Below are 22,003 nucleotides of genomic sequence, written 5' to 3'. Positions count from 1 at the left end.
GACGATCGATGGAGCTTTGAGGATCATGAGCGAGACGAACCCCGCTGCCGCCGCAGCGGATGCCGCGCCGCACCGCTACACGGCCGCCGTGGCTGCCGAGATCGAGGCACGCTGGCAGGACTTCTGGGACGCCGACGGCACCTACGCCGCGCCCAACCCCAAGGGCGACCTGGCCGGGGACCCGGAGACCGCGGCCAAGCCCGAGAAGTTCATCATGGACATGTTCCCCTACCCCTCCGGTGCGGGCCTGCACGTCGGACACCCGCTGGGCTACATCGCCACGGACGTCTTCGCGCGCTTCCAGCGGATGACCGGCCACAACGTCCTGCACACCCTGGGCTTCGACGCCTTCGGCCTGCCCGCCGAGCAGTACGCGGTGCAGACCGGCACGCACCCGCGCGTGTCCACCGAAGCCAACATGGAGAACATGAGGGCCCAGCTGCGCCGGCTGGGCCTGGGCCACGACAAGCGCCGTTCGTTCGCCACGATCGACCCGGACTACTACAAGTGGACCCAGTGGATCTTCCTGCAGATCTTCAACTCCTGGTACGACCACGACGCCCGGCGGGCCCGTCCGATCGCCGAGCTGGTCGCCGCGTTCGAGTCGGGTGAGCGGCCCGTACCGGGGCACACGCGCGCGTGGAGCGAGCTGAGCGCCGCCGAGAAGGCCGACGTCCTGGGCGAGTTCCGGCTGGCCTACGCCTCCGACGCGCCGGTCAACTGGTGCCCCGGGCTGGGCACCGTGCTGGCCAACGAGGAGGTCACCGCCGACGGCCGCTCCGAGCGCGGCAACTTCCCGGTCTTCAAGGCCAAGCTGCGCCAGTGGAACATGCGCATCACCGCCTACGCGGACCGTCTGCTGGACGACCTGAACGAGCTGGACTGGCCCGAGGCCATCAAGCTGCAGCAGCGCAACTGGATCGGCCGCTCCGAGGGCGCCCGCGTCGACTTCCCCGTGGACGGCGAGCGCATCACCGTCTTCACCACCCGCCCGGACACCCTGTTCGGCGCCACCTACATGGTGCTGGCGCCCGAACACCCGCTGGTCGAGAAGTTCACCCCGGCCGCCTGGCCGGAGGGCACCCACGAGGTGTGGACCGGCGGCCACGCCACCCCCGGTGAGGCCGTCGCCGCCTACCGCGCCCAGGCCGCCTCCAAGTCCGACGTGGAGCGGCAGGCCGAGGCCAAGGACAAGACCGGCGTCTTCATCGGCGCGTACGCGACCAACCCGGCCAGCGGCGAGCAGGTCCCGGTCTTCATCGCCGACTACGTCTTGATGGGCTACGGCACCGGCGCGATCATGGCCGTCCCGGCCGGCGACCAGCGCGACTTCGAGTTCGCACGCGCCTTCGAGCTGCCGATCACCTGCATCGTCGAGCCGACCGACGGCCGCGGCACGGACACCGCGACCTGGGAGAACGCCTTCTCCTCGTACGACGCCAGGATCATCAACTCCACCAACGACGAGGTCAGCCTGGACGGTCTGGGCGTCGCCGAGGCCAAGGAGCGCATCACCGAGTGGCTGGAGCGGTCCGGCGTCGGCGAGGGCACCGTCAACTTCCGCCTGCGCGACTGGCTGTTCAGCCGCCAGCGCTACTGGGGCGAGCCCTTCCCGATCGTCTACGACGAGGACGGCATCGCCCACCCGCTGCCCGAGTCGATGCTGCCCCTGGAACTGCCCGAGGTCGACGACTACTCGCCGCGCACCTTCGACCCGGACGACGCCGACACCCAGCCCGAGACCCCGCTGTCGCGCGACGAGGACTGGGTGAACGTCACGCTGGACCTGGGCGACGGACGTGGCCCGCGCCGGTACCGACGCGAGACCAACACCATGCCCAACTGGGCCGGTTCCTGCTGGTACGAGCTGCGCTACCTGGACCCGCACAACTCCGAGAAGCTGGTCGACCCCGAGATCGAGCGCTATTGGATGGGCCCGCGTGAGGGCAGGCCGCACGGCGGTGTCGACCTGTATGTCGGCGGCGCCGAGCACGCCGTCCTGCACCTGCTGTACGCGCGCTTCTGGTCCAAGGTCCTGTACGACCTGGGGCACGTCTCGTCCGCCGAGCCGTTCCACAAGCTGTTCAACCAGGGCATGATCCAGGCCTACGTCTACCGCGACAGCCGTGGCATCGCGGTGCCGGCCGCCGAGGTGGAGGAGCGCGACGGCGCGTACTACTACCAGGGCGAGAAGGTCTCCCGGCTGCTGGGCAAGATGGGCAAGTCCCTGAAGAACGCGGTCACTCCGGACGAGATCTGCGCCGAGTACGGGGCCGACACCCTGCGCCTGTACGAGATGGCCATGGGCCCGCTGGACGTCTCCCGGCCGTGGGACACGCGTGCGGTGGTCGGCCAGTTCCGGCTGCTGCAGCGGCTGTGGCGCAACATCGTCGACGAGGCGACCGGCGAGGTGACCGTCGTCGACGCCGAGCCCGGCGAAGAGACGCTGCGTGCCCTGCACAAGGCGATCGACGGGGTCCGCGGTGATCTGGAGGGCCTGCGGTTCAACACGGCCATCGCCAAGGTCACCGAGCTGAACAACCACCTGACCAAGGTCGGCGCGGCCGTGTCCCGTCCCGTCGCCGAGGCCCTGGTGCTGATGGTCGCGCCGCTGGCCCCGCACATCGCCGAGGAGCTGTGGCGCAGGCTGGGGCACACGGACTCGGTGGTGCACCAGGACTTCCCGGTGGCCGACCCGGCATACGTCGTCGACGAGACCGTGACCTGTGTGGTGCAGGTCAAGGGCAAGGTCAAGGCGCGGCTGGAGGTCTCGCCGTCGATCTCCGACGAGGAGCTGGAGAAGGTCGCGCTGGCGGACGAGAAGGTCGTCGCCGCGCTGGGCGGTGCCGGGATCCGGAAGGTGATCGTGCGCGCGCCGAAGCTGGTCAACATCGTTCCGGCGTAGCCGCGAGGGTGTGCGGATCCCTCTCGGGGTGGTCCCCTACGGGCAGGTTCGGGGTTTTTCTGGAACTCCGGACCTGCCTGTTGCGTTTACCGTTGAAGAGCGACGAGGCGCCGTGACGTCCTGAGGAGGAGCCCTTGTGGAAGCAGTGATCGCAGTCTTCGCCCTGCTCTTCGTGCTCCTTGTGGGGCTCGGGGCGCACGCCACGGTGAAGGCGGTGGGCGCCGCCAAGCGCGGTGTGGACCGTGGCATCACCCAGGCCCGACGCACGGTCGAGGACCACACACTGCGCGCCAGGTCCTTCGTCCAGCCCGGCGCCGCGGGCGAAGTCGCCCAGCTCCGGCTGAAGCTGCGCACCTCGATGCGCGCCACCCAGGAAGTGCTGCACGCGGCGGTCGCCGAGGACGAGTCCCTGAAGGAGTCCGTCGGCCTCTTCGAACGGCTGAGCGCGCACGGGCACGAGCTGGACGACGAGCTGAAGCGCCTGGAGTCCGAGCCGGACCGTACCGCGCTCGCCGAGCGGCTCCCCGAGCTGCGCGAGCGCACCGAACGCGTCACGCACTCGGCGGACTCGCTGCGCTGGGCGGCACGCGACCGCGCCAGCCGCTTCGCGGAGGACGACCTCGACTCGCTCAGCGCGCAGATCGACCTGGAGTCCGGGGCACTGCGGCACTGGACGGCGCCCGAGCCGCAGTCCGCGTCGTCGCCGCCGTCCGGGTCGTCCCGGCAGCCGGCCTCGCCGCCGAGGCCCGCGACACCGCCGTGGCCCGAGGCATCGGCCGCCGACGCCGCCACGGCAGGGCAGACCTGGCCGGACAGCGCGCAGTCGAGCCCGGCGCAGGAGCCGGTGAGGCCCGCAATCACGCCGCCGGGACCCCGCCCGACCTACCCCTGGCAGAAGAAGCCCCGCCCCGAGAGCACCACTTGATCCCGCCACCCGCTCCGCGGGGCGCGGGGGCCGGGCTGCCGCAGCGGCGCTACGGCAGGTAACCTCCAGCTCATGTCCCGCCATGTCGCGATCGTCACCGATTCAACGGCCTACCTGCCGACCCGGACGATGGAGCGTCACGGCATCACGGCGGTCCCCCTGACCGTGGTCCTCGGTGACCGGGCGCTGGAGGAGGGCACCGAGATCTCCACCCGGGCCCTCGCCCAGGCTTTGCAGAAGCGGCGCCCCGTGACGACCTCGCGGCCCGGTCCCGCGGTCTTCGCGGAGACGTACCGCAAGGTCGCCGAGGCGGGCGCCACCGGCATCGTCTCCCTCCACCTCTCCGCCGAACTCTCCGGTACGCACGACGCGGCCGTCGTCGCCGCCCGGCAGGCGCCGGTGCCCGTGCGGGTGGTGGACACCGGAATGATCGCGATGGCGCTCGGGTTCTGCGCGCTCGCCGCGGCGAAGGCCGCGGAGTCGGGCGGGACGATGGACGAGGCCGTCGCGGCCGCGGAGAAGAGAGCCGCGGGCACCTCTGCCTACTTCTACGTCGACACCCTCGACTACCTGCGGCGCGGCGGCCGCATCGGAGCCGCACAGGCCCTGCTCGGCTCGGCGCTCGCGGTGAAACCGCTGCTGCAACTGACCGACGGCCGTATCGAGCCGCTGGAGAAGGTGCGGACCGCGTCCAAGGCGATCGCCCGACTGGAGGAGATCGCGGCCGACCGTGCGGGCGCCGCCCAGGTGGATGTCGCCGTTCACCATCTCGCCGCCCCGGACCGGGCGTCGGCCCTCGCCGACCGGCTGCGGACGCGGGTGCCCGGGCTGGCCGATCTGCACGTCAGCGAGGTCGGGGCGGTGATCGGGGCGCACACGGGGCCCGGTCTGCTGGGCGTTGTCGTTTCGCCCCGGTGAACGTTGCTGGAGGGCTCGGGTCATCCGTGTGAGTGACGGAGTTGTCCCCAACCGGGGGGCCGTCCCCGGAGATTGAGCAAGATCATCGCGGATGGGGCGAGGTGGCCGATCCTCGTCGCATGGCACTTCGATCACGTTCACGCACAGCGACCGCGACCAGTGGGCCGGGCCGCCCACCGGCGTCCGACGGGCGCGTCCGTCACCGCCGGTCCGTTCCGCGCGGGCGGGCCCGCCGGCATCATGCCTCGGCGGAGGAACTCCGGCGGCGCGCCGGAACGTTGTTCGGCGGGCATCGAACCGGGGCCGATCCGGATGAGCGGACCGGGCCGCCCGGACCTGCCGAACAGGCCGGAGAGCGGCGGGAGTCGGGGCAGGGACCGCCTGGGTGGTCGGGTTCCGTCGCTGTGGAGGAGCCCCGGCCAGGGCATGACGGCCGTACGGCGTCCAGGGCTCACAGGGGCGCTTTCGCCGAGGTGGATCACGAGGGAGACCTCGGAGACCAGCGTGCGGCGGAGGGAGCCTGGCGCGAGCGGGTGGGGCCGGCGCTGCGGGAGCGGATGCCGCTGTGGCTGCAGACGAGGTGTGGCCTGGAGCGGCGGAACGTGCTCGCTCTGACCGTCGTGCTCGTCGTCGCCGCGGCCTTCGCCGTGCAGCACTTCTGGACCGGGCGCACCCAGACTGTGCGGCCGCCGGAGGTGGTGCGGGCGGCGGTGCCGTTCGGGGAGGGGCAGGCAAGCGGGGAGGCGTTGGAGAAGCGAGGCCCGGGCGGTGCCGGGGTGCCCGCCGGGATCTCCGCCGGTCCTTCCGCCGGGGCCCGTACGGCGGGGGCGGCCGAGATCGTGGTGGACGTCAGCGGCAAGGTCCGTGAGCCCGGGATCCACCGGCTGCCGGCCGGCTCGCGCGTGGCGGACGCCCTGAGCGCGGCGGGCGGGGTGAAGCCGGGCACGGACACCGACGGGCTCAACCGCGCCCGGTTCCTCGTGGACGGCGAGCAGGTGGTCGTCGGGGGACCGGCGCCCGCCCAGGGACCCGGTGCGGGCGCCGGTTCGGCTGCCGGTGGTGCTCCGGCCGGGCCGGCGGCCCCCGTCTCCCTCAACACGGCCACCGCGGACCAGCTCGACACCTTGCCGGGCGTCGGTCCGGTCCTGGCGCAGCACATCATCGACTACCGCACCCAGCACGGCGGCTTCCGCACGGTGGACGAGCTGCGCGAGGTGAACGGCATCGGCGATCGCCGCTTCGCCGACCTGCGCGATCTCGTACGGCCATGAGGGGCGCCCCCGGCCCGCGGGTGCGGCGTGACGAGGCCGCGGCCGGGCTCCGCCCCGACCGGTCCGCCGTGCACGCTTCCTCCGGCGCGCGTCTCGGCGCCGCCCGGCCACGCCAGGAGGGTCCGACGGATCTGCGGCTCGTGCCACCCGCCCTGGCGGCCTGGGCGACGGCGGCGCTGGTGCTGGGCGCGTCCCCGACGTGGGCGCTCGGTATCGTGATCGGCTGCCTGGTGGCCGTCGCGCTGCTGCCGTCGGCCCGGCGGCGCGGGGCGGCGTCCTGGCCGCGGGCCTCGGCCGCCGCCCTGCTGTTGTGTGTGGCGGCGGCCGCCGCCTCGGCCGGGCTGCACGGGTCGGATCTGCGCCGGGGGCCCGTGCCCGGCCTGGCGCGGGACTACGCCACGGTGACCGCCGACGTCGAGCTCACGTCCGACCCGCGGCTCACCCGGCCGAAGGTCCGGGGCGATCACGTGGCTCCGACGGCCGTGCTGATCGACGCCGACGTGCGGCGCGTCCAGGAGGCGGGCGGCGCGGCGGTGACGGTCCGGACGCCGGTGCTGATGATCGTGGACGTGGACTCGTCCCTTCCGCGCCGGGTCGCGGGTGGGCCGGTGCGGTCCCCGTGGCTCGGCCTGCTGCCGTCGACGCGGCTGCGGATCAGTGCCCGGCTGGCTCCCGCGATGAGGGGCGGTGACCGGGTCGCGGCCGTGCTGCGCGTGCGGGGCCGTGGCGGACCGGACGTGACCGGCGAGCCCTCCGGACCGCAGCGGCTCGCCGGGCGGTTGCGCGCCGGGCTGCGGGAGGCCACCGACGGGCTGCCGGTGGACGCCCGGGCGCTTCTGCCGGGCCTCGTGGTGGGAGACACCTCACGGATCACCCCGGAGCTGGAGGAGGCCTTCAAGGAGACCGATCTCACCCACACACTTGCCGTGTCCGGGGCCAACTTCACGATCCTCCTCGCGCTGCTGCTCGGACCGCCGGGCCTGGCACAGCGCGTGGAGCGGCGGGGGCTCGCACCCCGGCTCGGTATCTCCCTGCGGGGGACGGCGGTGCTCGGGGGCGCCCTCTCGCTCGGGTTCGTGGTCGTGTGCAGACCCGACCCGAGCGTGGTGCGGGCCGCGGCCTGCGGGGCGGTCGCGCTGCTGGCCCTGGCGACCGGACGCCGGAGGTCGATGATCCCGGCGTTGGCGACGGCGGTCCTGCTGCTGGTGCTCTACGACCCGTGGCTGGCGCGCAGTTACGGGTTCCTGCTGTCCGTCGTGGCGACCGGCGCCCTGCTCACCCTCGCGCCGCGCTGGAGCGCCGGGCTGCGGCGACGCGGGGTGCCGGCGAGGTTGGCCGAGGCGCTGGGCGCCGCCGCTGCCGCGCAGGCCCTGTGCGCCCCCGTCGTGGCCGTGCTGTCCGCGCGGGTGAGCCTGGTGGCGGTGCCGTGCAATCTGCTCGCGGAGTTCGCGATCGCGCCGGCGACCGTGCTGGGGTTCGCGGCGCTGGCCACGGCGCCGGTGGCGATGCCGATGGCCAAGGCCCTGGCGTGGTGCGCGCAGTGGCCCGCCGGGTGGATCGCGCGGATCGCCCGGACCGGGGCGGCGCTGCCCGGCGGGGGGATCGACTGGCCGGGCAGTTGGACGGGTGCGGCGCTGCTCCTGGCCGTGACCCTGGTCGTGGTGCTCGTCGGACGGCGACTCCTCGGGCACCCCTGGTGGTGCGGGATCTGCGGCCTGCTGCTGGCGCTGGCGGTGGTGCAGCCGCCGCCGCTGACCAGGGTGGTCACGGGCTGGCCGCCGCCGGGCTGGCGGCTGGTGATGTGTGACGTGGGGCAGGGCGATGCGATGGTGCTCGCCGCGGGCGAGGGAGCCGGTGTGGTGGTCGACGCGGGGCCCGATCCGCAGCTCGTGGACCACTGTCTGCGCTCCCTGGGCGTCACCAGGATCCCGCTGGTCGTGCTCACCCACTTCCACGCCGATCACGTGGCCGGTCTGCCCGGGGTGCTGCGCGCCCGGGCGGTGGGCGCGATCGAGACGACGGGTTTCCAAGAGCCCGCGGACCAGGCCGCGTTCGTGGGGAGGTTGGCGGCGGCGCGGCGGATTCCCGTGACGCGGGCGACGGCCGGGGAGCAGCGGCGTACGGGGGAGCTGTCCTGGCAGGTGGTCTGGCCGCCGCCGGAGCCGGCGCCGGGGGTGCCCGCGGCCCACCCGGTGCCGGAGGGACCGAACGACGCCAGCGTGGCCATGCTGGTCCGTGCCGCCGGACTGCGCCTGCTGCTCCTGGGGGACCTGGAGCCCCCGGCGCAGCGGGCACTGGCGCGTTCCCCGGCTGCCGGGGCGCTGGAGGGGGTGGACGTGCTGAAGGTCGCCCACCACGGATCGGCCTACCAGGACCCCGGCCTCCTGCGCCGGGTGGCACCGCGGCTGGCCCTCATCTCCTGCGGCGAGGACAACTCCTACGGTCACCCGGCCCCCGGCACCGTGGCCGCTCTGCGCGCCGGGGGAGCCGCGGTGCTGCGGACGGACCGGGACGGCGCGCTCGCGGTCGTGGGAGGGGGCGGGGAGCTGAGCGTGGCGCGAGACTGAGGGCATGAACTCAGCACAGGTTGATGCCTATCTCCGCCGGATCGGGGTCGAGCCCCCGGCGTGGCCCACCGTCGACGCGTTGCGCGAGCTGCACCTGCGACACCTGCAGACCGTGCCGTTCGAGAACCTCTCGATCCATCTGGGCGAGGAGATCGTGCTGGAGGAGAAGCGGCTGCTGGACAAGGTGGTGGGCGCCCGGCGGGGCGGTTTCTGCTACGAACTCAACGGCGCCTTCGGGGCGTTGCTCGCCGCGCTGGGGTTCGACGTGGCGCTGCTGGCGGGGCGGGTGTACGGGGACGGGGAGCGGCTCGGGATTCCCTATGACCATCTCGCGCTGCGGGTGCGGACGGTGGACGGGGGCGACTGGCTGGCCGACGTCGGCTTCGGTGCGCACAGCCATCTGCCGCTGGCGTTCGGGGACCGGGGCGAACAGGAGGATCCGGGGGGCACGTTCCGGATCGTCGAGGCGGGGCCGGACGCGGCCGGGGTGCGCGGGCGGCACGGCACGGCGCAGGCGGCGGACCTGGACGTCTCCCGGGACGGCAGACCGCAGTACCGCCTGGAGGTGCGGCCGCGGGTGCTCGGCGACTTCGTGGCCGGGGCGTGGTGGCACAGCACCTCGCCGGTCTCGCATTTCACGCGGTCACCGGTCTGTTCGCGGGTGACGGAGGACGGGGGCAGGATCACGCTCAGCGGGCCCAGGCTCACGGTGACGGCGGCCGACGGCACACGCGACGAGCGTGAGCTGGGGGCGGACGAGGAGGTACTCGGGGCGTACCGGGAGCGGTTCGGCATCGGACTGGACAAGGTGCCGGTGGCGCGAAATCCCGCATAAGCGGCAATTCTCTCTACATGGGGCTACTCGTGCGTAGTACCAGCACATCTGCTGGTTTCCCGTGATGTGGTCCCGTGTTGCCTCGAAAGCCTCACCGGTGGTCGAATGCGTCTTCGCACCGTGTGATCAACAGTGATCAACAGGCGATTTTCGAGTCATTCAGGGAGTCGTGATGATCGGCCGCTGGCGGGGAAGCCGCACCGACCGGGTGCAACGGACGAGCCCCCTGGCGGGGGTGCCGACACCGCCGAGCGCCGGGGTGCTGGCCTGCCGGGTGCTGGATCCGGTCAACGAGCCGGTCACCCACGCCGAGTTCGCGGTCACGGACGCCGTGGGGCGGCCGGTGGTCAGCGGGGGAGCGGATCCGTACGGGTCGTTCATGACGACGCTACCCGCGGGGGAGTACCGGCTCGCGGTGTCGGCGGAGGGGTACACGCCGTACCGGGCGACCACGCAGGTCGCGGAGAACGCCCTGGCGTCGCTCGGGGACGTGACGCTGCACCTGGCCCGGCCGCCGGAGCTGCCCGATGCCGGTGACTGGGAGATCGAGCCCGCGCACTCCTCGGTGGGCTTCACCGCGCGGCACATCGGACTGGCCCGGATCCACGGGCGGTTCACGTCGTTCGCGGGCGTCATACGGGTCGCCGATCCGATGGAGCGGTCGGCGATGCACGTGGTGATCGACGCGGCGTCCATCGACACCAACATGAGGATGCGCGACGACCATCTCCGGTCGGCGGACTTCCTGGACGTCGAGAGGTTCCCGACCCTGGAGTTCTACAGCGAGCGGTTCGTGCACAAGGGCGGGAACCGGTGGGCTGTGACCGGGGCGCTGTCGCTGCACGGCGTGACGCGGACGGTCACGCTGGACACGGAGTACCTCGGGCTGGGCAACGGCATGGAGGGCGAGGTGCGGGCGGCCTGCCGGGCCACGACCGAGCTGCACCGGGACGACTTCACCATGAGCTGGCAGACGATGCTGGCGCGGGGCATCGCGGTGGTGGGGCCGAGCATCGGGGTCGAACTCGATGTGCAGGTCGTGCGCAAGGCCTGAGCGGCCGGGCCGCCGCGCGGTGTCGGACAATGTCCGGCGTGAGTGACGTGCGACATGTGCTGGTACTGCCCGACCGTGATGCCGCGGAAGAGGTGGTGGACGCGCTGCGGGAGAGGCTCGGGGTCGTCGAGGAGCCGCAGCTGGTGCGGGACGCGCTGGCCGGTGAGGACGACGCCGAGGACGCGCAGTGGCTGGTCGTCCTGCGGGACGAGGACGGACGCCTGGATCCCGGGGAGCTGGACCGGCTGGCCGGCCAGTGGGAGGGCTGGCGGGAGGAACCGTAGGCGCCCGGGTCGTGCGCGGGGGCGCCTCCCGGTCCGCCGGGGCCCGATGTCAGTGGCGCGTGGGATGCTTGTCGCGATGGCCAGGAAGACTGCGAACGACGACCCCCTCGCCCCGCTGACGCTCGCCGTGGGCCAGGAAGACCTGCTCCTCGACCGTGCCGTGCGGGAGGTGGTGGCCGCGGCGAAGGCCGCCGACGCCGACACGGACGTGCGGGACCTGACCCCGGACCAGCTGCAGCCCGGCACGCTCGCCGAGCTGACGAGCCCGTCGCTCTTCGCGGAGCGCAAGGTCGTGGTCGTACGCAACGCGCAGGATCTGTCGGCCGACACGATCAAGGACGTGAAGGCGTATCTCGGGTCCCCCGCCGAGGAGATCACCCTGGTGCTGCTGCACGCCGGCGGGGCCAAGGGCAAAGGGCTGCTCGACGCGGCGCGCAAGGCGGGGGCGCGTGAGGTGGCCTGCCCGAAGATGACGAAGCCGGCGGACCGGCTGGCGTTCGTGCGGGGCGAGTTCAGGGTGACGGGGAGATCCGCCACGCCGGAGGCTTGCCAGGCACTCGTCGACGCGATCGGCAGCGATCTGCGGGAGCTGGCCTCCGCGGTGTCCCAGCTGGTCGCCGACGTCGAGGGGACGATCGACGAGGCGGTCGTCGGGCGGTACTACACCGGACGGGCCGAGGCGTCGAGCTTCACGGTCGCCGACCGGGCGGTCGAGGGGCGGGCCGCTGAGGCCCTGGAGGCGTTGCGCTGGTCCCTGGCGACCGGGGTGGCGCCGGTGATGATCACGAGCGCTCTCGCGCAGGGCGTCCGGGCGATCGGGAAGCTGTCGTCCGCGCGCGGCGGCCGGCCGGCCGATCTCGCGCGGGAGCTGGGGATGCCGCCCTGGAAGATCGACCGCGTGCGGCAGCAGATGCGGGGCTGGACCCCGGACGGGGTGTCGGTCGCGTTGCGGGCCGTGGCCGAGGCGGACGCCGGGGTGAAGGGCGGCGGCGACGACCCCGAGTACGCCCTGGAGAAGGCGGTGGTCACCATCGCCCGGGCGGCCCGCTCCAGGGGCCGGGGCTGACCCGCCATCTGGGTGAAGGTGCCGGATGAGGCCCTCGTCGACCGGAAGAGGACGAACTCCGCGCCGCCGCACCGGTAGGGCAGCCCGCCGGGGGTTCGTCGACGGGATCCGGACCGTGCTTCTCGTCGGAAGAGGGCGAACTTCGCGCCGCCGCACCGGTAGGGCAGCCCGCCGGGGGTTCGTCGACGGGATCCGGACCGCGTTTCTCGGAGGAGGAAGCGCCGTGCCCGCTCCGGGTCCCGGGCGGGGAGCCCGGTCGCCGCGCGGACCAGGACTGGTGCGCTCGTGCCTTCCACGTCCATGTCTCCCCTGTGCCGTGATCGAGTCGCCCTCCTCCTGCAGAAGAGGAGAATCGGGTGTATCAGCCGTACGTCGCCAAGTGACGGAAAGGTGGCGAGGGTCATGGCTGAACACCCGCACGCAGCACTGGTCCGCAAGGGATTCGAGGCCTTCTCGCGCGGGGACATGGACACCCTGCGCGGACTGATGGCCTCGGACGCCTCACACCACGTGCCGGGAGATCACCCGTTGTCGGGCGACTTCAAGGGAGTGGACTCGATCATCGAGATGTACGAGCGGCTCGGCGCGGAGACGAACGGGACGATGCGCGCCGACCTCATCAGTATCTGTGTCGACGGCCGCGGTCACGCGGTCGGTGTGAACCGCTTCACGGCCGAGCGCAACGGCAAGCGCCTCGACGACACCGGCTGCATCATCTTCCGGATCGTCGACGACAAGGTCACCGACCTCGACGAATGCGTCGAGGACATCGACAGGAGCAACGAGTTCTGGTCCTGAACAGGCCGAAGGCCGGGTTGCCGTCCCATGGGGAACAGGAGGGCACCCGGCCTTCGATTCAAGCTGCTGGATCCGCGCCCGCGTGGCGAACGCAGGCCGCGCGCGGATCCGAGGGGTGCCGGACGGGAGCGGATGAGAGAGGGCCCGCTCGATTCCCTCCGGCGTCACATCAGATGTCAGCCCTTGAGCGCGTCGACCTTCGAAGCCAGCGCCGACTTCTTGTTGGCGGCCTGGTTCTTGTGGATGACGCCCTTGGAGACGGCCTTGTCGAGCTGACGCGCGGCGACGCGCTGGTACTCGGTGGCCTTCTCGACGTCACCCGCGGCAGCAGCCTCACGGGCCTTGCGGATCGCGGTCTTCAGGGAGGACTTGACGGCCTTGTTGCGCAGCCGCGCCTTCTCGTTGGTCTTGATCCGCTTGATCTGGGACTTGATGTTCGCCACGAATGAGCCTTCTCAGGTTCTGGCACGAGACCGCACGGATACCGCACGACGACCGCACCGGGTGATTTCTTGAGGTCGTGCCTCGTGCGAGAGGGCATGAGGCACAGCCACCCAGGCTACCAGTGGCCCCATCCACGGCCCAAACCCGTCCGTGGTCGCCACCCGTGGGACGATGGAGGCTACGTATCGATCCGACCCGAGACCGCAGACACTGCGGACGCCTCAAGAATCAGGACCCTGCGTGCCCGCGATCCCCAGCCACGTGCCCGAGCCGAGCCGTACCGACCCGGCTCTGATCCGCAACTTCTGCATCATCGCGCACATCGACCACGGCAAGTCCACGCTCGCCGACCGGATGCTCCAGCTGACCGGAGTGGTCGAGCACCGGCAGATGCGCGCCCAGTACCTCGACCGCATGGACATCGAGCGCGAGCGCGGCATCACGATCAAGTCACAGGCGGTGCGTCTGCCCTGGGCTCCGACCCATGACAAGAGCAACACGCACATCCTCAACATGATCGACACTCCCGGGCACGTCGACTTCACCTACGAGGTCTCGCGGTCGCTCGCGGCCTGCGAGGGCACCGTGCTCCTCGTCGACGCGGCCCAGGGCATCGAGGCCCAGACCCTCGCCAACCTGTACCTGGCGATGGAGAACGACCTCAAGATCATCCCTGTGCTGAACAAGATCGACCTGCCGGCCGCCCAGCCGGAGAAGTTCTCCGAGGAGCTCGCCAACCTCATCGGCTGCGACCCCGACGACGTGCTGAAGGTCTCCGCCAAGACCGGTCTGGGCGTCGAGGCGCTGCTCGACAAGGTCGTCGCCGAGGTCCCGGCCCCGGTCGGCGTCAAGGACGCCCCCGCCCGCGCCATGATCTTCGACTCGGTCTACGACTCCTACCGCGGTGTCGTGACGTACGTCCGCGTCATCGACGGGCAGCTCAACAGGCGCGAGCGCATCCGGATGATGTCCACCAACGCCACCCACGAGCTGCTGGAGATCGGGACGAACTCGCCCGAGATGCTCGCCGCGGACGGGCTCGGCGTCGGCGAGGTGGGTTACCTCATCACCGGTGTGAAGGACGTGCGCCAGTCCAAGGTCGGTGACACCGTCACCAGCCAGTCCAAGGGGGCCGAGGAGGCGCTCGGCGGCTACAAGGACCCCAAGCCCATGGTCTTCTCGGGCCTGTATCCGCTGGACGGCTCCGACTACCCGGAGCTGCGCGAGGCCCTGGACAAGCTCCAGCTCAACGACGCCGCGCTGGTGTACGAGCCGGAGACCTCCGCGGCCCTCGGCTTCGGTTTCCGCGTCGGTTTCCTCGGGCTCCTGCACCTGGACGTGATCCGCGAGCGGCTGGAGCGCGAGTTCGGCCTCGACCTGATCGCCACCGCGCCGAACGTGGTCTACCGCGTCCTGATGGAGGACGGCGGCGAGCACACCGTCACCAACCCCAGCGAGTTCCCCGAGGGCAAGATCTCGGAGGTCTACGAGCCGGTCGTGCGGGCCACCATCCTGGCGCCCAGCGAGTTCATCGGCTCGATCATGGAGCTGTGCCAGACCCGGCGTGGTGTCCTGCTCGGCATGGACTACCTCTCCGAGGACCGGGTCGAGATCCGCTACACCCTCCCGCTCGCCGAGATCGTCTTCGACTTCTTCGACCAGCTGAAGTCCAAGACCCGCGGCTACGCCTCGCTCGACTACGAGCCCACCGGCGAGCAGACCTCCAGCCTGGTCAAGGTCGACATCCTGCTGCACGGCGACAAGGTCGACGCCTTCTCGGCGATCACCCACAAGGACCAGGCGTACGCGTACGGCGTGCGGCTCGTCGCCAAGCTCAAGGAGCTCATCCCGCGGCAGGCCTTCGAGGTGCCGGTCCAGGCGGCCATCGGCTCCCGGGTCATCGCCCGCGAAACCATCCGTGCCATCCGCAAGGACGTCCTCGCCAAGTGCTACGGCGGTGACATCTCCCGTAAGCGGAAGCTGCTGGAGAAGCAGAAGGAGGGCAAGAAGCGGATGAAGATGGTCGGTTCCGTAGAGGTTCCGCAGGAGGCCTTCATCGCCGTCCTGTCGAGTGATGACAGCGCGGGGTCGGGCAAGGGCAAGAAGTAGTCGCGGATACCGTGGGTTACACCGCAATCCGGGTTGAACAGGGGCTCGCCGTGCGAAGTGCGGCGGGCCCTCGCGCGTCCATGGGGTAGCTCTCTGTACGAAGTGACAGGCCGCGGACCCTTACGCCGGGGCCGGTCGCCCTTTACTCTGATCCCTGCTCGATAGTTACTCGCGAGTTAAACAACGGGGTGCGCACCGCACCACGTGACGCCTCGTGAGTGCCCACCAGCCGCACCTGAGCCAGCCGCACCGTCGCGGGCCCCGGAGGATGTCGTGAGCGACACACAGACCCTGATCGAGAACCGTCCGCCCTCCGTGGCGGGCCTCTTCCTGGAGCGCGTGGCGGCCACGCCGGACGCCGAGGCCTATCGGTATCCGGTCCCGTCACCGGCGGGCCAGGGGCCCGACGAGTGGAAATCGCTGAGCTGGGGGCAGGCCGCCGTGCGGGTCTACGCCATCGCGGCGGGGCTCATCGAGCTCGGCGTGCAGCCCGAGCAGCGCGTCGCCCTCGCCTCCAGCACCCGGATCGAGTGGATCCTGGCCGACCTCGGCATCATGTGCGCCGGCGCCGCCACGACCACGGTGTACCCGCAGACCAACGCCGACGAGTCCGCGTACATCCTGTCGGACTCCGAGAGCCGGGTGCTGATCGCGGAGAACGCCGAGCAACTGGCCAAGGCGAAGGAGAAGCGCGCCGAGCTGCCCGAGCTGACGCATGTCGTGGTCGTGGACCCGGCCGGTGTCGAGACCGCCGACTGGATCCTCACCCTGGACGAGCTGGAGAAGCGCGGCGCGGCCCGGCTGGAGAAGGACCCGGACCTGGTCAAGGACCGGGTCGGCGCGCTCACCAAGGACCAGCTGGCCACGCTCATCTACACCTCCGGCACCACGGGCCGCCCCAAGGGTGTGCGCCTGCCGCACGACAACTGGTCGTACATGGCGAAGGCGATCGCCGCGACCGGGCTGGTCAGCACCGAGGACGTGCAGTACCTGTGGCTGCCCCTCGCGCACGTCTTCGGCAAGGTGCTCACCTCCGGGCAGATCGAGGTCGGGCACGTCACCGCCGTGGACGGCCGGGTCGACAAGATCATCGAGAACCTGCCGGTGGTGCAGCCGACGTACATGGCGGCCGTACCGCGCATCTTCGAGAAGGTCTACAACGGCGTGGCCGCGAAGGCCCGCGCCGCCGGCGGCGCCAAGTACAAGATCTTCCAGTGGGCGGCCGAGGTGGCCCGCGAGTACGCCAAGGTCTCCCAGGACAACTTCCGCCGGACCGGGACCGCGTCCGTGCCGTTCGGGCTGGGCGCGAAGCACAAGGTGGCCGACGCGCTGGTGTTCACCAAGATCCGTGACGCCTTCGGCGGGAACCTGCGGGCCTGCGTCTCCGGTTCCGCCGCGCTGTCGCCGGAGATCGGCTACTTCTTCGCGGGTGCCGGCATCCACATCCTGGAGGGCTACGGACTGACCGAGTCCTCGGCGGCGTCCTTCGTGAACCCGGGCGAGGCCTACCGCACCGGCACCGTCGGCAAGCCGCTGCCCGGCACGGAGGTGCGGATCGCCGACGACGGGGAGATCCTGCTGCGCGGCCCGGGCATCATGGAGGGCTACCACAAGCTGCCCGAGAAGACCGCCGAGGTGCTGGAGCCGGACGGCTGGTTCCACACCGGGGACATCGGGGAGCTGTCGCCCGACGGGTACCTGCGGATCACCGACCGCAAGAAGGACCTCATCAAGACCTCGGGCGGCAAGTACATCGCCCCGGCGGAGGTCGAGGGACAGTTCAAGGCGGTGTGCCCGTACGTGTCCAACATCCTGGTGCACGGGGCCGACCGGAACTACTGCACGGCGCTCATCGCGCTGGACGAGCTCTCGATCACCGAGTGGGCCAAGGAAAACGGGCTCGCGGGGAAGTCGTACGCGGAGATCGTCGCCGCGCCGGTGACCGTCGAGATGGTCGACGGGTATGTGAAGCAGCTCAACGAGGGGCTTCAGCGGTGGCAGACCATCAAGAAGTTCCGGCTCCTGCCCCGGGACCTCGACGTGGAGCACGGTGAGATCACGCCGAGCCTGAAGCTGAAGCGGCCGGTGGTGGAGCGGGAGTACAAGCATCTGATCGAGGAGATGTACGACGGCTCTCGCGAGCGGTAGGAGGGGGCCGCTCAGGCCTCCGGACCGACCCGGCGCCGCAGCTCCTGGATCTCCGCCCTGAGGCGTTCCACCTCCCGGCCTGTGCGGTAGAGGTCCAGGAAGACGCTGACCTTGGCCCTGAGGACCCACGGGGCGAAGGGCTTGGTCACGTAGTCGGCGGCGCCGGTCGCGTAGCCGCGGAAGGCGTAGCCCGCGTCGTCGTCCGCGCCGGTGAGGAAGATGATCGGCACGTTCCGGGTCTGGTCGAGGCGTCTGATGTGGGCGGCCGTCTCGAAGCCGTCCATGCCGGGCATGCGGATGTCGAGCAGGACCAGGGCGATCGGCTGCCGCAGCAGGGCCTTCATCGCCTCCTCGCGAACGGGCCCGTACCAGCGGCTCGTTGAGGCAGGCCAGGACGGCCTCCAGAGCCGTCAGGTTGTCCTCCATGTCGTCGACGAGGAGGATTCCGGCGCGTCCGGGGTGAGGGGCCGTGCCGCTCATGCCTCTTCTTCCGCGCCCTCGGGGTTTAGCAGTGCGCACACGACCGTCAGCAGGCCGTCGACGTCCACCGGCTTGGGCACGTAGTCGTTGGCGCCGCGGGCGATGGACTTCTCCCGGTCGCCGGGCATCGCCTTGGCGGTCAGCGCCACGATCGGAAGATCTGCCCAGCGGGGTGTGCGGCGGATCGCGGAGATGGTCTCGTAACCGTCCATCTCCGGCATCATGATGTCCATCAGGACCAGTTCGACGTCCGGGCTGCGCTCCAGTGTCTCGATGCCCTCGCGGCCGTTCTCCGCGTACAGCACGGTCACGCCGACCCGGCCCAGGACATGGGTGAGGGCGAAGACGTTGCGGATGTCGTCGTCCACGATCAGCACCCGCCGCCCGGCCAGGATCCGGCCCGGCCTGCCGGACGTCCACGCCTCCAGCTTGGTCGGCGTGGGCCACGCGTCGTCCGTGTCGTGCGCCACGGGGAGGGGCCCGGCGTCCGACCGGAGCGGCAGGGGCAGGTCGGGGCGCTCCTCGGGCAGCGGCACGGGAGCCGGGTGACCCGGGCAGACGACGGGGACGTAGAGGGTGAACGTGGAGCCCTTGCCGGGTTCGCTCTCGGCGACGATCCGGCCGCCGAGCAGGCCCGCGATCTCCCGGCTGATGGACAGACCGAGGCCGGTCCCGCCGTACTTGCGGTTGGTGGTGCCGTCGGCCTGCTGGAACGCCTCGAAGATCACCGGGAGTTTCTCCTGCGCGATGCCGATGCCGGTGTCGGAGACGGCGAACGCGACGACGTCGTCGGTGTCCCGGACTCCCTCACGCCCGGCTGCTCCGCCCCTCTCGGCTTCCCTCGACCGGGGGGACCCCCGTCGGTGCTCGGCGTCCTGCACCCGCTCCACCCGCAGCTCGACCTTGCCGTTCGCGGTGAACTTGATCGCGTTGGACAGCAGGTTGCGCAGGATCTGCTGGAGCCGCTGTTCGTCCGAGTACATCTCACGCGGTACGTCCTCACCCACCGCCAGCTCGAAGGCGAGCCCGCGGTCGATCGTGAGGGGGCGGAACGTCGCGTGCACGTAGTCGAGCAGCTTGATCAGCGGCAGCCGTTTGGGGCGTACGTCCATCCGGCCGGCCTCGATCTTCGACAGGTCCAGGATGTCGTTGATCAGCTGCAGGAGGTCCGAGCCCGAGCGGTGGATCGTCGCCGCGAACTGCACCTCCTGGTCGGTGAGATGGCCGTCCGGGTTGTCGGAGAGCAGCCGGGCCAGGATCAGCAGGGAGTTCAGCGGCGTGCGCAGCTCGTGCGACATGTTCGCCAGGAACTCCGACTTGTACTGCGAGGACGTGGCCAGCAGGGCGGCCTTCTCCTCCAGTTCGGCGTTGGAACGCTGGAGTTCGCCCTGCTGCTTCTGAAGTTCGTCCGAACGCTCCTGGAGCTGCGTGGCGAGGCGTTGGGACTCGCCGAGCAGGGACTCCGTCCGGGAGTTGGCGATGATGGTGTTGATGGCGACGCCGATCGTGTTGACGAACTGGTCGAAGAACGCCAGGTGCACATCGGAGAAGCGCGAGAACGAGGCGAGTTCGATGACACCGAGGAGCTTGTCCTCGAAGAGGATCGGGATGATGACGATCGTGGTCGGAGCCGCCTCGCCCAGCCCGCTGTTGATCTTGATGTAGTCGGGCGGGGCGTCCTCGACCAGGATCCGCTTCTTCTCCCGGGCCGCCTGCGCGACCAGACCGTGCACCGGCAGGCCGCCGGTCTCGACGGTCGTGTCCTGGGCGGCGCCGTAGCCGGCGATGAAGGCCAGGCCCTTGATCGGCGCGGTGGTGCGCACGGCCGCGCCGTCCTCGTCCGGGTCGGCCAGGTAGAACGCGCCGTACTGGGCGTTCACCAGCGGGGTCAGCTCGCGGAGTATCAGGTCGGCGACCTCCATCAGGTCCCGGTGGCCCTGCATCAGGGCGGCGAGCCGGGCCAGGTTGGACTCCAGCCAGTCCTTCGCGCGGGTCGTCTCGCGGAGGTTGGCCACCATCAGGTTGATGTTGTCCTTCAGCTCCGCGACCTCGCCCTGCGTCTCCACCGTGATCGAGCGGGACATGTCGCCCTGGGCCACGGCGGAGGCGACCTCGGCGATCGCCCGGACCTGGGTGGTGAGGTTGGAGGCGAGTTCGTTGACTTTCGTCGTCAGGCGCTTCCAGGTGCCGTACACGCCCTCGACCCGGGCCTGGCCGCCGAGCCGGCCCTCGCTGCCGACCTCGCGGGCCACGCGGGTGACCTCCGAGGAGAACGAGGACAGCGTGTCGACCATGGTGTTGATGGTGGTCTTCAGCTCCAGGATCTCGCCGCGCGCGTCCACGTCGATCTTCCGGGACAGGTCGCCCTGCGCCACGGCCGTCGCCACCTGGGCGATGTTGCGCACCTGGGAGGTGAGATTGTCGGCCATGGAGTTGACGTTGTCCGTCAGGTCCCGCCAGACGCCGGAGACACCCAGGACCTGGGCCCGGCCGCCGAGCCGGCCGTCGGTGCCGACCTCGCGGGCCACCCGGGTCACCTCGTCGGCGAAGGCGCGCAACTGCTCCACCATCGTGTTGACGGTGTCCTTCAGCTCCAGGATCTCCCCGCGCGCGTCGACCGTGATCTTCTTCGACAGATCGCCGTTGGCGACGGCCGTCGTCACCTGGGCGATGTTGCGGACCTGCGAGGTCAGGTTCAGCGCCATGAAGTTGACGTTGTCGGTGAGGTCCTTCCAGACGCCGGAGGCGCCCCGGACCTGGGCCTGGCCGCCGAGGTTGCCCTCGGTGCCGACCTCGCGTGCGACGCGGGTGACCTCGTCGGCGAACGCGGAGAGCTGGTCGACCATCGTGTTGATCGTGGACTTCAGCTCCAGGATCTCGCCCTTGGCCTCCACCGTGATCTTCTTGCCGAGGTCGCCCTGGGCGACGGCGGTGGAGACGAGGGCGATGTTGCGGACCTGGGAGGTGAGGTTGTCGGCCATGAAGTTGACGTTGTCGGTGAGGTCCTTCCAGACGCCCGAGACGCCCCGGACCTGAGCCCGGCCGCCGAGGTTGCCCTCGGTGCCGACCTCGCGGGCGACGCGGGTGACCTCGTCGGCGAACGCGGAGAGCTGGTCCACCATCGTGTTGATGGTCGACTTCAGCTCCAGGATCTCGCCCTGCGCGTCGACCGTGATCTTCTGGGACAGGTCGCCGTTGGCGACGGCCGTCGTCACCTGGGCGATGTTGCGGACCTGCGAGGTCAGGTTCGACGCCATGAAGTTGACGTTGTCGGTCAGGTCCTTCCAGACGCCGGAGACGCCCCGGACCTGTGCCCGGCCGCCCAGCCGGCCCTCCGTGCCGACCTCCCGGGCGACCCTCGTCACCTCGTCGGCGAAGGCGGAGAGCTGGTCGACCATCGTGTTCACGGTCAGCTTCAGCTCCAGCAGCTCGCCGGTCGCCTCCACCGTGACCGTGCGCGTCAGATCGCCGCGGGCCACCGCCGTCGTCACCGCCGCGATGTCCCGGACCTGGGCCGTCAGACGGGCGGCCATCGTGTTGACGGCCTCCGTCACGTCCCGCCAACTGCCCGACAGGCCCTGCACCTTGGCCCGGCCGCCGAGCCGGCCCTCGGTGCCGACCTCCCGGGCGACCCGGGTCACCTCGCCGGTGAACAGGGAGAGCTGGTCCACCATCCTGTTCACGGCCCGGCCGAGGCGCCGCAGGTCGCCGCGTAACTCCCGCGTGCCGTCGTGCAGATCGACCCGCTGGGTCAGATCGCCGCCGGCCACCGCGTCCAGTACGCGCGTGGCGTTCGCCGCCGGGGCGACCAGGGCGTCGAGCAGTTGGTTCACGTCGTCGACGCGGGAGGTCCACAGGCCCTGGCCCGGGCTGGCCGAGAGGCGCTCGTCGAGCCGGCCGTGCCGCACCAGCTCCCGTCTGACACGTCGTGTCTCGGTGGTGAAATGGATGCTGCGGTCCATGATCTGGTTGAAGACCGCGGTGAGTTCGGCCACCATCCCGTGGCCGGTTTCCGGCACCTTGGCGAAGTCGCCGTCCCGCGCGGCTGTCATGGCGGCGAGCAGAGGACGCAGATCGGATGCACGAATCTGACCGTCTTCGTGCCGGTCTTCGACCACAGGAGTAGCACTGTTCTCACTCATGGCGGCCCACTTCGGTAACTCGGCGCTTATGGGCGTGGTCAGTCTGTCACTCTGTCG

The 22,003-nt window shown here is 71.0% G+C and carries 14 protein-coding genes and 1 pseudogene; 12 read left to right on the top strand and 3 right to left on the bottom strand.

Annotation, left to right across the window (positions count from 1 at the left end):
* Positions 1 to 25: 25 nt before the first annotated feature.
* The 10 genes from leuS (at position 26) to QNO09_RS18230 (ending at position 12,623) form a co-directional block, all read left to right on the top strand.
* Positions 26 to 2,905, top strand: a complete 2,880-nt coding sequence (leuS, locus tag QNO09_RS18280; RefSeq protein WP_283971269.1) for a leucine--tRNA ligase — start codon at positions 26 to 28, stop codon at positions 2,903 to 2,905.
* A gap of 136 nt (positions 2,906 to 3,041) precedes the next feature.
* The gene (locus QNO09_RS18275; RefSeq protein WP_283971268.1) at positions 3,042 to 3,830 is read left to right on the top strand and encodes a hypothetical protein; all 789 of its coding nucleotides are present in this window, start codon (positions 3,042 to 3,044) and stop codon (positions 3,828 to 3,830) included.
* 72 nt (positions 3,831 to 3,902) lie between these two features.
* Complete coding sequence (locus QNO09_RS18270; RefSeq protein ID WP_283971267.1) at positions 3,903 to 4,748, top strand: DegV family protein; 846 nt, start codon at positions 3,903 to 3,905, stop codon at positions 4,746 to 4,748.
* Positions 4,749 to 4,867: 119 nt separating this feature from the next.
* Positions 4,868 to 6,019: a ComEA family DNA-binding protein gene (locus QNO09_RS18265; RefSeq protein WP_283971266.1), complete on the top strand. Its 1,152-nt coding sequence runs from the start codon at positions 4,868 to 4,870 to the stop codon at positions 6,017 to 6,019.
* Positions 6,016 to 8,586, top strand: a complete 2,571-nt coding sequence (locus tag QNO09_RS18260; protein WP_283971265.1) for a ComEC/Rec2 family competence protein — start codon at positions 6,016 to 6,018, stop codon at positions 8,584 to 8,586. The genes QNO09_RS18265 and QNO09_RS18260 overlap by 4 nt, the downstream gene beginning before the upstream one ends.
* Positions 8,587 to 8,590: 4 nt before the next feature.
* A complete protein-coding gene (locus tag QNO09_RS18255; RefSeq protein ID WP_283971264.1) occupies positions 8,591 to 9,421 on the top strand; it encodes an arylamine N-acetyltransferase family protein in 831 nt (276 codons plus the stop codon).
* A 172-nt stretch (positions 9,422 to 9,593) separates the two neighbouring features.
* Positions 9,594 to 10,475, top strand: a complete 882-nt coding sequence (locus QNO09_RS18250) for a YceI family protein (protein ID WP_283971263.1) — start codon at positions 9,594 to 9,596, stop codon at positions 10,473 to 10,475.
* 38 nt (positions 10,476 to 10,513) lie between these two features.
* Positions 10,514 to 10,759 carry a hypothetical protein gene (locus QNO09_RS18245; protein ID WP_283971262.1) on the top strand — a complete coding sequence of 82 codons (246 nt, stop codon included), beginning with the start codon at positions 10,514 to 10,516 and terminating at the stop codon, positions 10,757 to 10,759.
* A 76-nt stretch (positions 10,760 to 10,835) separates the two neighbouring features.
* Positions 10,836 to 11,825 carry a DNA polymerase III subunit delta gene (gene holA / locus QNO09_RS18240; RefSeq protein WP_283971261.1) on the top strand — a complete coding sequence of 330 codons (990 nt, stop codon included), beginning with the start codon at positions 10,836 to 10,838 and terminating at the stop codon, positions 11,823 to 11,825.
* Between the two features lie 402 nt (positions 11,826 to 12,227).
* A complete protein-coding gene (locus QNO09_RS18230; protein WP_283971260.1) occupies positions 12,228 to 12,623 on the top strand; it encodes a nuclear transport factor 2 family protein in 396 nt (131 codons plus the stop codon).
* Positions 12,624 to 12,799: 176 nt separating this feature from the next.
* Here QNO09_RS18230 and rpsT read toward each other — a convergent pair whose 3' ends face one another.
* A complete protein-coding gene (gene rpsT, locus QNO09_RS18225) occupies positions 12,800 to 13,066 on the bottom strand; it encodes a 30S ribosomal protein S20 (RefSeq protein ID WP_053669127.1) in 267 nt (88 codons plus the stop codon).
* A 241-nt stretch (positions 13,067 to 13,307) separates the two neighbouring features.
* Here rpsT and lepA point away from each other — a divergent pair, with 241 nt between their 5' ends.
* On the top strand, positions 13,308 to 15,176 hold the full coding sequence (gene lepA, locus QNO09_RS18220; RefSeq protein WP_283971259.1) for a translation elongation factor 4: 1,869 nt from the start codon (positions 13,308 to 13,310) through the stop codon (positions 15,174 to 15,176).
* A gap of 273 nt (positions 15,177 to 15,449) precedes the next feature.
* Positions 15,450 to 17,324, top strand: coding sequence for an AMP-dependent synthetase/ligase (locus tag QNO09_RS18215; protein ID WP_283971258.1), 1,875 nt, complete (start codon positions 15,450 to 15,452; stop codon positions 17,322 to 17,324).
* An 11-nt stretch (positions 17,325 to 17,335) separates the two neighbouring features.
* Here the strand turns inward: QNO09_RS18215 and QNO09_RS18210 are convergent.
* Both QNO09_RS18210 and QNO09_RS18205 read right to left on the bottom strand, forming a co-directional pair.
* A pseudogene (locus QNO09_RS18210) lies at positions 17,336 to 17,804 on the bottom strand (response regulator).
* Positions 17,801 to 21,946 (bottom strand): HAMP domain-containing protein, encoded by a 4,146-nt coding sequence (locus tag QNO09_RS18205; RefSeq protein WP_283971257.1) that lies wholly within the window; start codon positions 21,944 to 21,946, stop codon positions 17,801 to 17,803. Before QNO09_RS18205 ends, QNO09_RS18210 begins: the two are co-directional and overlap by 4 nt.
* Positions 21,947 to 22,003 lie beyond the last annotated feature (57 nt).

Origin of the sequence: Streptomyces sp. 378, from assembly GCF_030124145.1 — a bacterium.
In the GTDB taxonomy this organism is placed as follows: domain Bacteria; phylum Actinomycetota; class Actinomycetes; order Streptomycetales; family Streptomycetaceae; genus Streptomyces.
The sequence above is the reverse complement of the archived record's forward strand: the minus strand, read 5'-3'. Positions and strand labels throughout refer to the sequence as shown.